Genomic DNA, 14949 nt, shown 5'->3' with positions numbered 1-14949 from the left:
CTTCCTCAAGCTCATGTGAAGATTCGATGACCGAACTATGACAAATGCCCAACACTGCGGCGTGATAAATCGTGAGCGCCCACTCTACTAGAGGAGGCAGCCGGTATTCTTTCGCGCTTCCGTTAGAACGGAAGATCAGACCGCGTGACGGTGACTGTTGTATCCCCGCCAACGGTTAATTGCCGGAAAGCCACGTTGTCTGCTGGATTTGCGGTCTGTCTTGCATAGAGCGTCACCCTGGTCCCACTCAGGAACGAGGCCGCGCACGTCACGGTTGTCGGGCCACCAAACACGTCAGAGCAGCCGATCCCGAAGGGGAACGACGTGATGGTTACCCCAGACGCCGACCGGTCAACGGTGAGAGTAAAGCCGAATAGACTGATGACTCCCACGGGCGATGTGAAGAAGAAGCCACCGGCAAGTTGGTTGCCGAGCTGACCGAAGCCTCCCGAGCCCCAGCACTGAACTCTCCCGTCAGACCTCACGGCGCAGCTGTGGCTTCCGCCAGCGGCCACGGCAGTGGCGGTGAAAATGCCCGAAACCCCAACGGGACTTGCGCGGTCTGTCAACGTTTCGTCTCCGTTACCCAATTTCCCCGAATCGTTGTCCCCCCAGCATGATACAGCCCCACTCGACAGGGATGCGCAGGTGTGGGCGTTACCGGCTGAGACCGCCACTGCAGTTGAGATACCACTGACCGTCACTGGCGAAGTAGAGGAACCGCCGGTGGTCCCGTTGCCCAACTGGCCGCTACTGTTCGATCCCCAGCATTGGACTGCGCCACTCGATAGGGTTGCGCAGGTGTGGGCGTTATCGGCTGAGACCGCGACTGCAGTTGAGATGCCGCTGACCGTAAGCGGTACTGGGGATGCCCCGCTGCTGGCGGTTGGACTCCCCAATTGACCGGAGCCGTTGCTCCCCCAGCATTGCACCGCCCCAGTCGATAAAACGGCACAACTGTGCGCCCCTCCGGCCGACACGGCCACGGCAGTCGTGATTCCGGACACCGTGACAGAGGTCGCGGAATTATTGAACGCATTGTTGCCGAGTTGACCGCTGGTTCCCAAGCCCCAGCATTGCACCGCCCCCGTCGATAGCACCGCGCAGGTGTGACTTCCGCCGGAGGAAATCGCTACGGCATTTGAAATGCCGCTGACCGTCACCGGAGTGGTAGTAGAGCCGCCGGTGGTCCCGTCGCCCAGTTGCCCGCTACTATTTGATCCCCAACATTGGACGGTGCGGTTCGCCAGAAGGGCGCAAGTGTGACTCGCTCCAGCCTCAACAGACGTGGCGGTAGTGATTCCGGTCACGGTGGAAAGGGATGGGCCTCCAACTTGGCCACTGGAGTTGCTCCCCCAGCACTTAATCGTTCCATTTGATATAAGCGCGCAGGAATGAGCTTGGCCGGTGCTGATCTGGACCGCCTGCAGGTTGAAGTGTGCCGCCACCGACCTGTTCGCGTCCATGGTTACGGAGCAGATTCCTGTTCCGAGACAGGCGCCGCTCCACCCCATGAGATTCGACCCGGCTAACGGGCTGGCGGAGAGGTTGACCACGGTGCCGCCGCTAAAGGTAAAGGACTGGCTGGTGCAGGCTGTCCCACAGTTGACCCCCTGCGGGCTGCTCGACACCGTCCCCGTCCCAGGCCCTGTCTTGGTCAATGTGAGGGTAAAGCTCTGAATAACCGTAAAGCCGTTCGTCAGAGTCGCCGCCAACCCTCCAGAGGCAACGGGGTTGGTCACCACCACGTCGTACACCCCCGGGGCGAGCGTGGTGTTGTGCCAGTAAAACTGGACTTGATTATCGCTCACGTACACGTATGGTGTCCCCGCTGTTGCGGTTGTCCCCGAGACGGTCGCGCCGGTGAGAGTCCCCACGGTGATCGTCGCCCCCAGGACGAAGTTGGAGCCCAGGATCGTCACCGACCGGCTCGGATCGACGCCGAACGTTACCGAGGAGGGCGACACGCTCGCAATCGTCGGCTGGGCCGCGTTGACGGTAAAGCCGTTCGCCAACGTAGTCGACAGGCCCCCTGCGGCAGTCGGGTTGGTGACCCGCACTCCATAACTACCCGGGGTTAAGGAGGTGTTGGGCCAATAAAACCTTAATCGCGTGCTGTCGACGAACACAAACGGCGTCGAGGCGCTCGCGGTGCTGCCCGCCACAGTTGGCCCAGAAAGGCCACCCACAGTGATCGTCGCCCCCACGACGAAGTTCGCCCCATCGATCGTTACCGCACCGCTGGGCGTGACTCCGAACGTCACCGGGGTCGGGTTCACGCTCGTAATCGTCGGCGTGGAATTGTTGAAGGTGGCGGTGACCACCGTGTCTTGCGTAATCGTGAAGGTGCAGGTCGTGGCGGTACTGGCGCACCCTCCGCTGAACCCGGCGAACACCGACCCGGTGTTGGGGAAGGCCGTCAACGTAACGGCGGTCCCGGCGATGAAGAACGTGGAGCCGTTTGAGCCAGAGCCGATCCCTCCGGGTTCTACGCCGACGGACCCGCTGCCGCTTCCTGCCGTGACCACGACGAGATTAAAACACGTGGTCTGTTGGGTGGCCCCGGTGGCATCGACGCTTCCTTGCGAGGTATTGGCGATGTCGACCCCGTTTCCCAAGACACTCCCGGTGGTTGGTGGGACATGATCCCAGGCGTTATTCCGAGCCGAGATGGCATTGGGCGTATTGTTGACCATGTCGGCGTCCCGGTTGCAGCCAAGAGTATTACCACCGTTGCTTGCGCCGACGCCGCCTCCCACAAGATTGGGTTCTTTGTCGAGAGAGATCCCGACATAGTTTCCGATGAGCGTGTTGCCTTCAATGATCGGCATCGCGCCAAGGTCGGTACGGATCCCCGTGTCGTTTCCTATGAAGGTATTGGCCACCACTCGTGGATTAGCGAAGACTTCGACGAGCAGGGCGGTGAGAAAACCCTCGGAATTGCCAAACTCGTCAACACGGCCGAAAATATTGCCGCTAATCACGGGAGACGGCGGGACCTCTCCCCCCCCGCGGACGCGTATCGCGACGGTCAGGCAACGGGCACAGTTGAGGTCCACAAAAAGGTTGTCCCGAATCGTTGTGGTGCCGAAGATGCTCACATTTACGAGGTCGATGAGGTAATCGAAGTAATCATTTACACGAAAGGTAAAGCCAGAGAGTGTGGCCTGATCCGCCATCGTGATTCCGATATCGGGGTTGTTGCCCTGCGTACTGTTGAAATCCAGGAAGGTTGAGTCGGCGCCGGCCCCAACGAGGGCCACCCCAGATTTCACGGCAAGTGGAAGGGGCTCTTCTCCGATATTGCCGAAACTGTAAGATCCAGCCGCCACGGAAACGGTCTGCCCCGCGACGGCGCGGACGAGACCTTGGGTCACGGTCCTGCAGGGCTCGGCTTGCGTGCCGCAGGTGGAGCTGTCGATCCCGGTGGTTCCGTCGACAAAGATCGTGGACGGAATCACCGTCCAGTTGTGCGTGGCCGGTGTGGGGTCCGGATTTTCCGAGGGGTCGGTCGCCCGGACCATGAAGGTATGCGGGCCTTCGGCCAAATCGGTGTACGTCACCGGGCTGGCGCAGGCGACAAGGAGGCCGTCGTCCAGTTCGCACACGAACGTGCTTCCGGTTTCAGTGGAGTGGAAGGTGAACGTGGCAGTGATAAGCAGGGTATCCGCTGGGCCGCTGTCGATGATCGTGTCCGGCGGCGTGGTGTCTTGGACGGTGATGATGACCTCGTCATTGCCGGTCGCGCCTGTGGGATCGGTGACGGTCAGCGTGATGGTATGGCTGCCGAGCGGCAGGATGAGCGTGGGAGAGACCCCGGTCTCGATGGTACCGCCTGCGGCATCCCTCCAGGTATACGTCAGCGGATCACCGTCTGGATCGGTGGACCCCGAGCCGTCCAGCGTGACCGAGGCGCCTGCGGGCGACGTGGCTTCCACGACCTGATCAGGTCCGGCATCGGCGACTGGGATCCGATTGGGGATCGTCTCGAATGTTGCGGTGACGCTCGTCACGTCATCCAGCAGGCGGAAGGTGCAGGGGTTCTGGCTGCCACAGCCCACGTTGCCTTCCCAGGTGATAAAGCTGGAACCGGGGTCGGGGGTGGCGGTCAGGGTGATCAGCGTGTCCCCTGGGAGGTTGGCGGTGCAGACCGTTCCGCAGTCGATTGCCGCAGGCTCGGAGACCACCCGGCCCGAACCCGTCCCCTCGACCGTCACGGCGAGCAAGCGGCTTGAGCGTTCGACATTGATCTCCTGGGCGGCTCGCAGGAAGGTCGCGTCGAAGTCACCGCGGTCGGCCGAGACCTGGCTCACGAGATCGTCAAACCCGGTGATCGTATCGAATCCACCCAGATACAAAAACAGTCCGGTGCCGGTCGCTGGCGGCACTCGGTCGGCCAGGTCCGCGGGCAGCGACGGGAGCAAGACCTCGGTTGCGGTCTGGGGAGCGACCAGGCCCCAGCGGTACTCTGCGGCCGTGCCGGCCCAGTTCAGCTCCGTGTACGCCACGTCGAGCTGGCCGGCGTCCGCACCGGAGATTTGCCAGTTAATGGTGCGACCGTCCGTGCTGCGCCCGAGCGTATCGATCGAGAGCGCGGGCAGGGTGACGTCCAGTGCTTCCGGCAGGACTGACGAGGTCAGGCTGATGCCGCGCGACGACGACGTCGCCGTTTCGAGCGCCCGGAACGAAAGCTCGAATCGCTCGCCGTCCTGCAACGGACACACGGCCAGCGTACCCGACGTGGCCGGGCCCCCTTGACCACCAAAATTGAAGAGGTTCCACACCAGGCCTCTCCGTAACATCGTGAGCCCTTCGAAGATCGCCGGCTCCGAGGCGGTGAAGGGGATGAGACCGGGAGCGACGGCGGCGTCGATCGACACGGCGGCGCTGCCTGAGGTCTGGGGATCCAGGTCGACCAACGAGCCACATCCCACCACCGCACCCGTCGCGTCAATCGCCGCACCGAGCAGGCTGAACTTCAGGTCGCTCTGGAACTGGTCGATCGGATATGCGGGGAACTGCGCCGAGCCGTTCTGCACGAGAGCGCCGCTGGAGGTGAACCCGCCGGCAAACAGGTTGGCGAATACCGAGCCTTGCGGCAGGTTCAACAGCGTCGCGTCTACATTGGCGAGCACCGGGCGGTCGAGCCCGTTGTTCACGTTCGCGTCGGCCACAAGGGCGCCGGCCGGCACATCCACGTAGGTGAAGATGTCGTGGCTCGGAGGTGTGCTCTGCGCGCGCGTGGTCACGATCGAGATCGTGGCCCGGGTGGCGCCGATGTCCCCGAAGTCTGCCACGCCGCTCGCATTGGTCAGGAGATCGCCGAGCAACGCGCCGGTGGCCGGATCGTGTCGGAGCACGCGGACGCCCGGCAGCGGATCGTGGCCGGTGGGGCCACCCCCGAGCACGGTCACCGCAAGGGTGGTGGGCGTGACCACGGTCACGGTGAAGGACGCCCGGCCAACATTGCCGGCCCCATCGGTGGCCGTGCAGGTTACCGTGGTAGCGCCAAGGGGGAATGTGGTGCCGGACGGCGGATCGCACGAGACGGGGAGCGTGCCGCTGACCGCGTCGCTCGCAGTGGGAGACGGGTACTCGACCAGCGCGCCGCTCGGGCTCGTCGCCGTCGCCGTCTGATTGGTGGGGACGTTCGCGAGCACGGGAGGCGTGGTATCCCGGACGGTGATGACGACGGTGTCGGTGCCGGTTGCCCCTGTCGGATCCGCCACGGTCAGCGTGATGGTATGGCTGCCCAGCGAGAACGGGACGGTGGGCGTGGAGCCGGTGGCGACGACGTCGCCGGCCTCGGCCCAGGAGTAGCTCAGTGAATCACCGTCGGGATCCGTCGATCCCGAGCCGTCCAATGTGACCGTCGCCCCTGTAGGCGATGTGGCTTCCGCGGTCTGGTCGGGCCCCGCGTTGGCGAGGGGAGAGCGGTTCGCGACGGTGAGGGTGGTGCTCCCGCTCACACTGCCCGAGGTGGCGGTGATCAGGGCGCTCCCCGCAACACGCCCTGTAGCCAGGCCGTCATTGGTGATCGTGGCCGCAGCGGAATCACTGGACCAGAGCACGTTGGTCAGCGCTTGGGTCGATCCATCATTGAAGCTGCCCGTGGCGGTGAACTGTTGGCTTCCGCCGACGTTGATGGTCGGATTGGCCGGGGTAACGGTGATTCCGGTCAGCGTGGTCACGTCGTTCACCGTTATCCGCACGGTCTCGCTGTCCGTTCCGCCGACCTGGCCGTCCGACACCGTGAAGAGTACATCGAAGAAGTTGTTGGCAGTCGGCGACGAGACGGAGAATCCTGGAGTCCAACTAAAGGTCCGGATCGCGGGATCGAACGTCGCTCCTTGGGGAAGGTCAACGGCCGAAACCGTCAGCTCATCGCCGTCGACGTCCGTCGCGCTCAGCGTGACCTGCAGGACCTGCCCCTCGTTGACTACCCGGTTGCCGATCGGCGCCAGCACGGGCGGATGATTGGTTGTAAAGCTCTGGGTCGTGGTGGCGAGCGGCTTGCCCGCCGTGTCCGAGATCCCGGGTCCCAGCGTGAGCGTATACGTGGTGCCGGGCTCAAGCGGCGCGCTGGGGGTGAAGAACGCCAGCAGGCCGGACTCGGCCGGGGTCACCGTCCCGTCGACTCGGCTCGTGGGGCTCGCCTCCGGGACAAGCCCCACCGTGGCATTCGAAACCGACGTCGTGCGAAGCGGCTCGGAAAAATGGACGGCGACCATCGAATCGGGAGCGACGCCGGTCGCGCCGTCGGGTGGGATGACGGCGAGCACGGTGGGCGCCGTGGCGTCGGCCTGCGGCCCGATCAGCTCGGTCGAGACCAGGGGGCCCGCGGCATTCCGGCCACCGACGACCAAGAGCCGCCCATCCGGTAAGAACGTGGCGCTGTGGTCGGCCCGCGCCTCGCGGAGAACGAACGGCGACGCGCTGAATGATCCCGACGAGGGATCGAAGATGTCTGCCGAGGCGAGGACCGTCGGGGTGGCGTCCGCACCGCCCAGGATCAGCACCCGGCCGTCAGGCAAGAGCGTCGCGGTATGGCCCGCGCGGGGCGTGGGCAAGGGCGTCGAGAGGGGCGTGAACACGCCGGTGGTCGGGTCGAACCGCTCGGCGGATGCCACGACAACCGAGTTGCCGGACGTGTCCGACGTCACTCCACCAACGATCAAGACCATGCCGTCGGACAACAGCGTGGCGCTGTGGCCGGCTCGGGCGCTGGTCATCGGTTCCAGTGGGGTGAAGGTCCGGGTGCGCGGGTTGTAGCGCTCGGCGGTGGCCAGGATCGCTCCGTCGGCATTGTGCCCGCCGGTGATCAACAGGGTGCCGTCGGCCAAGAGCACGGCGGCGTGCTCCTCGCGGGCGATCAACGTGGCGGAGAGGCTGGTGGGGGCGCCGCACAAGCGAATCTGGTCGAGCGACGGCGTGGGGCCGGCCGAGTCCCGTCCTGCCACCAGCAGGGTGTTCTGATCGGGGAGCAGGGTCGCGGTGTGCTGGGTTCTCGCGGTGGTGAGCCCGCCGCTCGTGGGGCTGAACGCGCGCGTGGCGGAATCGAAGCACTCCACGGTGGGCAGTGGTCCGGCGCCGCCGTCCCCTCCCGTGATCAGCACCTGTCCGTTGGGGAGGAGCGTGGCGGTGTGCCCGGCCCGCGCCGCGGCGAGCGGGCTGATTTCCGGGAGACGGATGAGCCCGACGCCGGCGCGCGCCAGCACCACCGCGTCACCGATGCCGATGCGGCCATCCGGGGTGGACAGCACCTGGCCATTGGCATCGAGCGCCACCTGCCCACCATTCACCAGGAGCGGCGCCACATCGCCGGTGACGCGTTCTTCGGGAGTCGGCGTCTCCAGGCCCACGACCATGCGCAGGGCGCGGAGCGCGTCGGGCATGGTGATCACGCCATCCGGCGCCCCGGCCGGGGAGATGTCCCCGGGGACAGCGCCCAAGGCCTGATTTGGAAGACCGATCAACGCCCCGAGCGCGAAAGCGACCAGGGAAGAACCGGAGAGGTTCACGATGCGCGTGACTGGTTTCATATGAACACCTTTACGAGGATCGAATCCCGGGCCACTGTCCAGGAAAGGGGGCTGCGGCGTTGTCGGACAGCCTATAGGGCGAGTCTGAACCCGCCCCTATATTTCAGCGAGACACGGACACGACGGCGCGGGCCGCCGGCAGGGGGCGTCCCGAGAGATCGGTGACCGTCAAGGCTTGGACGGGATAGACGCCCGCAGCCTGCGCTTCAGTTCCCAGCGTCCGGAACGTCAACCGCAAGATCTCCCCCGACCCAAAACCATCGGCCTTGATCATGCCGACCTTGACCCAGCCCTGTCCGGGCTGAGGGTTCACCACTGTCAGCGCGCCGGCGGCCGCCCCGCTCGCGGTCGCGCCCTCAAACGCCACGAGGCGCTGATCAAACCCCACCGTCAGCGCCACGCTCCCGATCAGCGGCGCGCCGGTCACTTCGACGATCACCGTCTCCGCCGCGGCGCTCGAAGGTCCCACAACGAGAGCGGCGACGCCGAGCACCAATGCCGCCCACAGGGCACACCAGCCTCTCGATCGCCGAAACATTGCGGATTGTGATGGTTGAGAGGTCATGCGATTACACCTTGGTTCGAGGCGTTACGCTACACCAAAGGGCATGTTCAGTCCCGGTCGTCCATCACAGGGTCGATGTGACGCCGCACACACGGGGCTACCGATTCGTTATGGTGAGGCTGGCCGAGACCCCCGTGATGGGTGCGCCACTCAAGTCGGATACCTCAATCAACGTGACCGGTTGATACGTCGCCTCAGAGGGCAGGCCATTGGCCACATTCTGAAAAGTCAGCGTGAGGATTTCCGTCGGGCTTCCGTCGATGGTGAATCCATTGGGAGCAACCAGCCCGACGACTACCAAACGGTTGGTAAGTGACGGATCATCGTTGACCACAGGTTCAACCCCACTTGCGGCGCCGCTTGCAACCGCCGTGCTGAACGCCACCAGGCTCTCGTCGTAGTCCATGCTCAGATCCACGCCGCCGATCCTGGTCCCACTCGGACCGGTGAGCGCAATGGTGACGGTGCTGGTCGTGTTGCAGGGAGAAGTCACGAGCGCCGCGCCCGTGGTGTCGGCGCTGGCGTCACCGAGCAGGATATCAATGCCGGGGGGCGATGGTGCGCCGATGAACGCTTCGGTGGGTGGGACGTGGTCCCACACGTTGTTTCGAGCCGAGACGGTTCCGGTATTTCTGTTGTAGACCAGATCCGCGTCGGTATTACAACTCAGGGTGTTGCCTCCTGCGCTTCCACCGGCTCCTCCACCGAGATCCGCAAGCGCGCTGTCGTCGATCTGAACCCCGGTGAAGTTTCCAACGATCGTGTTGTCTTGAATGGTGGGCGTCGCACTTCCGCGAGCGTGGATGCCGATCGTGTTTCCTTGGATGATGTTTGCCTCGACGACGGGGACCGCGCTCTCCTCAATCAGGATGGCCGTCGAGAGCACGTCTGAGCCCTGGCCGAACGTGTTGTTTGCAATCACCGGCGTTCCCGTGCCGGCCACGCGGATGCCAATCCCACAGCAGTTGCGTCCTCCTCCCGCGAGATCGGCGAAAACGTTACTGGCGATGAGCGGGGTCCCGTTCAAGATTTCGACGAGGTAGGGGACGCTGTCGGCCCCGACGATTGTGAACCCAGCCAGTGCCGCCCCGTCCGCGGTAACGATGCCTCCTCCCGGCGCACTCGCGGCTGAAAAATCCAAGGTTGTGATGCTAGATCCCCCACCGACGAGCGCCGCCTCGGCCTTCATCAACAGTGGAGCCGGCTCTCCACCGGTCCCCCCGAACGAATAGGTTCCGGGGGCTACGACCACGGTCTGTCCGGCCAACGCGAGGCTCATCCCCTGGGTGATCGTTCGGCATGGACTGCTCGGCGTGCCGCAGGCGGGTCCGTCCACGCCGTCGACGGCCACAAGGATGATCGAGGACGAGAACACGACCAGACTGACCGTGGCGGATACGGTCTGGTCCGCGACGGCGGTGGCCGTGATCGTAATGGGTTGCTCCACGGGCACCTCTACCGGCGCGGTGTACGTGGCAGGATTGTCCTGCGTGATCCGTCCGAACGTGTCGGACCCGCCTTCGACTCCGTTGACGCTCCATCTCACCGAGACGTCACTAAGGCCGGTCACGGTAGCGGTAAAGGCTTGTGTTGCTTCGGTTGGTACCTCGGCTCCGGGGGGCGTGATGGTAATGGTCGGGACCCTCACTGCGGTCATCTGAATGGTGAGCTCGGTGAGGACTCCGGGGTCCAGATCCACCGGCCCGCCCTGGCCCTGGAAGAGCACGGCGCCCTGGGCGTCGCTCGCGGTGGCCGTCACTCGGCGCGCCGGTCCGGACGGTACTCCTTCCAGCACGATCGTCACGGTCTCGCCGGGGGTGACGGTCCGGGTGGCCGAAGCCAGCTCGGTGCCCGCGGCATCGGTGACCACCAGGCGGACGGTAGCCACCGACGGGGGCGCCGGGGCCATCCGGTTTGCGGTCGGGGCGGCCTGGGCGCCCGTCTCGAGGGACGGAATGGTCATCGTGACCCCCACCTGTGCGGTCGATGGCTGATCGCCGCCGACCGAACCACACCCCAAGAGAAGCACCACCATCGGAATTGGGGCCCACCACCTCTTGCCGTTGTGACCAAACATCGCGTTAGTCCGTACCGCCTAAACCTTTTAAGGTATGTGGTTTATTGCATATGAGGATCATGGCGCGTCGGGAAAGATCACGGTGGTGGAAAGCGACGACGTGGCCGGGGCACCCCCTCCCATCCGATCGCCGGGCTGCTCGAAGATGGGCGGGGTGGATGGAAAATCGGTCGCGTCGCCCTGCAACTCGACTTCGGCAAGCGCCGTGTCCCCGGAGTCGGGCTCCGGCTTCTGGGCCTGGCCGGGCTCGACCTGCTGGGGAGGATCGATATCCATCGAGATGTCCGCGCCCGGCAGCTCCATCCCGGTGGGGATGTTGTCGGCCACCTGATCGTCGACCTGCGTCGAGGCCACCAAGCTTTGCATCAGTCCGGCGTCCATCGTAGCGGCCGGGGTCGGCGGACTGTCCGCGTCCACCATCGTGTATTGGTGCCGACCTAACTCCACCTCGCCCTGGATCTTGGGACTGAGGTTGGTGACCACCACCCGGCCAGTCTCGCCGATGTTGACCACGCCGGTGATCGTCTGGCCGTTCTCGATCGTGGTCCAGACGATGAAATAGGTGCCGCGCGCGGCGGCGGCGGCGGTGGGAGTATGGATCTCGAACTTGGAGCCGGCCCCGGTGAAAACCTTGCCCACCAGCGCCCGGGTGGTTCCGTGGATCAGGTTGAGCACCGTGCTCCGTCGGTTCTTGCCGGGATCATAGATGTTTTCGGTGATCCGGAGCCTGGTATTTTGGCCCAGGCTTAAAACGCTGTCGTCCTGAAATAACAGCTTGAGTTTGGACTCGGTCTTGGTCTCGTAGAAATCCTTAAAAAGCACCGGGCCTCCGAGCTTGACCACCTCCACCTCCACGCGGCCGGCGCGCATGACGTTGGCCTGGCGCTGGACGGCGGTCACGCTGCCGATGTTTGAAATCGGCTGGGCCTCGGCCACCGCGACCCAGGTGAACACGAACGCACCCAAGCCCAGCGCCCACACTCGCGAATTCCTCATCATCGAATATTCCTTCCGTGAAGCGGGTTCACCACCGTCCCGCCAGAATGACGGACGAGACCCCTCGGTCGTACGTAAACTCCGGGAGGTTGGAGTCGTTGTTGGTATAGAGATACTCGATTGTCACCGTCAACCAGTCGAGAAACGTTCTGGACAGGCTTGCGTTATACGCCTGGAGGCGATCGTCCCGGTTGATTCCCAGGGCCGAAAGGGAGTTGGGGTGCTCATACTGCTGGCGATAGTAGTCCGCCCCCACCTCCAGGTCGATCGCGAAGTACACGGGGAGCCGAACATTCCCATATATCCGATGACCGGTATACTCCCAATCATCTTCCGTCGGCGAATCCCCCGTCAACTCGGTGTCGTAGCGGTATCCCGCGCGGATCAAGTTACCCTTGCCCAGGATCAGCGTTTGGGCGATCCCCGCTGCGTGGTTGACGGCGTCCCGGTCGTCGTTTCCGACAAAACGCGTGGACTCCCTGAAATCTTTCACGGAAAATCCGTACTCGACCTGGGTGGCGGTAAAGCGGGACTCCGTCAACGAGAGGGTCGGTCGGGCGCTGTGGGTCAGCAGAAACTCCTCGCCGTCGACCAAGGAGTAGGAGACCTGGTAGGGCACGCGCACCGTGATCGGCTTGCGGCGGTACGAGGCGTACACCTCGCCCTGGTGGCTCTGGACGTTGAACTCCGTGAGCTCCGCGTGCAGGCTCTGATACACGGTATAGGCGGCGCCCGCCCTCAGATGACGCCGCTCCGGCGAGCGGATCTCGCCCCGGCCGTAGAAGACCGCCCGACTGTCGCTTTCCCGCGAGATGCCCGCCGGCAGCGCCGAACCTCCCGGCAACAAGATGACGTTGGTGTCGTATTGATACGCGGCGCTGGCCAGAAGGTTCCACCACCGCTTGGCAGGCGTGCGACGTTCGATCTGTGCCAAGAGGTCGCGTGCGGACTCTGCGATCGGCGAGTGGGGGTCGATGCGGATGACTTCCTCAAAGGCGTCCCGCGCCTCATCCAAGATGTTGAGCCGGTAATACCCCAGGCCGGCGTAATAGTGCGCCGTGAGCCCCAACTCGGGAGCTAAACCGATGGCGCGAAGGAAGCGGGGAGACGACCGTTCATACTCACCGAGGCGGTGGAGCGCGAGGCCCTGATAATAATAGGTGAGCGCCGAATCGGGGTCGGCTTGCTCGGCTAGGTCCATCTCGCGAAGAGCGGCCTTATAGTCGCCCAGTTCGTATTTGACCGCGCCCAACTCGAAGTGAACGCGCTGAAACGCGGGATCGAGTCGCACGACCTCCTCCAGCGCCGCCTCCGCTTCGCGAAATTGCCCATCCTTCCGAAGCGCCACCCCCAGGTGGTACGTGGCCGGCACATCGTGCGGTTTGACGGCCAGCGCGCGCCTCAGTTCGACGATCGCGTCCTGGTAATTTTTTTGGTTGAGGAGGGCAAGCCCTTTGGTCAGAGAGAGATCGTAGGTCGCAAACGGAACCGACGGCGGAGTTTGAGCGAAGGGACGGGGCGTACACATGGCGAACCATAGACCCAGTATCAGAAACAGACAGGATCGAGAGCGGAGTCTCCGTTTCATGTTCGAGAGCACTCGTGCCGCACTGTCCCGGCTCGGCGGGAAGCTAACCAGAGAACGCTTCGCCTGAAAAGTGACTCCGGAAACGGAGCCAATGGTCCCACGCTATCGGCCCACCAATCGTGCACTATAGGAGAAAGGAACCCAGTTGATCCGGGGCGGAGGGGAAGAGCCCTGGACAGACCATAAAAGAGTAAGGCTAGAGTAGTGTAACGGCTTAGCTTAAGTCAAGAAAAATTTACACGGAGGGGAGAAATTTTCTACCCGGACGGAATTACCGCCTCAAGGAAAAGCCAGCGGCGAGCGCCGCACGGGTTGTCAAAATGCGAGGGGCTTGGCCTGGTGTGCGCCCGGCGTGCAGGCGTCGAATAGAGGGTTTTGATGGCCGGGATCAGCCGATCCGGTATTCAGGTATAGCAAGTAATGAAGCACTTCGTGATTCCAGACTGCCAGACTGCCGACCTTGATCGAGGTTGGAGCGATGTACTCGCCGCTGCATCCCTCGGCATAATGCGGACACGGGAAGATCGGTGGCATCAGTACGACCGTCATCTCCTGGAAGCTTCCCTGCTCAAAACCGCTGCAGGCCTTCATCTCATCGAAGGCCCCTTTCAGATACCGTTGAGTCGTCGAGTCCACATAGACCCCCGCCTGCTCCGCGTGCAGACTCTCGCCGCACCCGCCAATCGAAAGCAAGAGGAGGAGCAGAACGGAGGGACTCCAGGACGGCAAGCGACTCGGGAGAGACGTTGATACGGAACGGGGCATACAGAAGTCTATTTGTGGTACGCAATATCCATGCCCCCGCTGGCACGCTTTTCGGCGGTTCGTACGCGGCCTCCACCGGTTGAGCGCTGAGTCACACCTGTAACCCGAGGGTGAGGCGGTGACAAATTTTGCCCGCGGCGGCCGCCGGGAGCTTGTCGCGGCGTATCCGCTGGTGCGGCAGAGGACGGGGGAGGTCTGTACAGTGAACTGTGTAACTGGTTATAGCTAGTGTAGTGTCCCAGTGATATATTTACAATACTGCCCCCTCGTGGTAGACACCCGTTTCGCGGAACAGGGGCCGATGGGCTTGGCCGAGGACGCGCCCCACGGATCGAGTCCGCAGGCGCTGCCGCCGGACCAGGTGAACGCCATCGTCGGGGCGACGCTCCACACGACGCCGCGTGATGCCACGCAGTGGTCCGTGCGGTCGATGGCCCAAGCCCAGGGGGTCGGCAAATCCACGGTGCAACGGACCTGGGACGCGCACGGGCTTCAACCCCATCGGGTCGAGACCTTCAAGTTGTCCACGGACAAGCGGTTTGTCGAGAAACTGACGGACGTGGTGGGGGTGTACCTGAATCCGCCGGACAAAGTGGTGGTGCTGTGCGTGGACGAGAAGAGCCACGTTCAGGCGTTGGACCGGACGCAGCCCGGCTTGCCGATGAAGAAGGGGCGCTGCCAAACCATGCCCCATGACGACAAGCGCCACGGCACCACGTGCCTGTTCGCGGCGCTGAACGTGCTGGAAGGGAAGGTCATCGGCTCCTGTTATCCGCGACACCGGAACATTGAGCCCGGATTCCGCAGTAGGCCCGCGATGAGGTAAGATGGCGCGGCTGATTCCCACGCATAATCCGGAGGATCGCATGCGCCACGCTCGCCCGGAGGCCTCACCGCTCTATCCGAAGGTGCGCTT

At 63.8% G+C, this 14949-nt stretch carries 6 protein-coding genes and 1 pseudogene; 1 reads left to right on the top strand and 6 read right to left on the bottom strand.

The features are described from left to right. Nucleotides 1-122: 122 nt before the first annotated feature. From AB1451_12370 to AB1451_12345, 6 genes are all read right to left on the bottom strand, one after another. The gene (locus AB1451_12370) at nucleotides 123-8042 is read right to left on the bottom strand and encodes a kelch repeat-containing protein (GenBank protein ID MEW6683698.1); all 7920 of its coding nucleotides are present in this window, start codon (nucleotides 8040-8042) and stop codon (nucleotides 123-125) included. Between the two features lie 103 nt (nucleotides 8043-8145). Continuing rightward, nucleotides 8146-8607: a hypothetical protein gene (locus tag AB1451_12365; GenBank protein MEW6683697.1), complete on the bottom strand. Its 462-nt coding sequence runs from the start codon at nucleotides 8605-8607 to the stop codon at nucleotides 8146-8148. 97 nt (nucleotides 8608-8704) lie between these two features. Further along, nucleotides 8705-10684, bottom strand: a complete 1980-nt coding sequence (locus AB1451_12360; protein MEW6683696.1) for a DUF1565 domain-containing protein — start codon at nucleotides 10682-10684, stop codon at nucleotides 8705-8707. Nucleotides 10685-10741: 57 nt separating this feature from the next. Next, complete coding sequence (locus tag AB1451_12355; protein ID MEW6683695.1) at nucleotides 10742-11680, bottom strand: FecR family protein; 939 nt, start codon at nucleotides 11678-11680, stop codon at nucleotides 10742-10744. Nucleotides 11681-11708: 28 nt separating this feature from the next. After that, the gene (locus AB1451_12350; GenBank protein ID MEW6683694.1) at nucleotides 11709-13208 is read right to left on the bottom strand and encodes a tetratricopeptide repeat protein; all 1500 of its coding nucleotides are present in this window, start codon (nucleotides 13206-13208) and stop codon (nucleotides 11709-11711) included. Nucleotides 13209-13583: 375 nt separating this feature from the next. After that, on the bottom strand, nucleotides 13584-13904 hold the full coding sequence (locus tag AB1451_12345; GenBank protein ID MEW6683693.1) for a hypothetical protein: 321 nt from the start codon (nucleotides 13902-13904) through the stop codon (nucleotides 13584-13586). 370 nt (nucleotides 13905-14274) lie between these two features. Here AB1451_12345 and AB1451_12340 point away from each other — a divergent pair. Further along, nucleotides 14275-14826, top strand: a pseudogene (locus AB1451_12340) (IS630 family transposase). Nucleotides 14827-14949: the final 123 nt, after the last annotated feature.

The organism is Nitrospirota bacterium (genome assembly GCA_040757335.1).
In the GTDB taxonomy this organism is placed as follows: domain Bacteria; phylum Nitrospirota; class Nitrospiria; order 2-01-FULL-66-17; family 2-01-FULL-66-17; genus JBFLXB01.
Note: the sequence above shows the minus strand (reverse complement) of the source record. Positions and strands in the feature narration are given on the sequence as shown.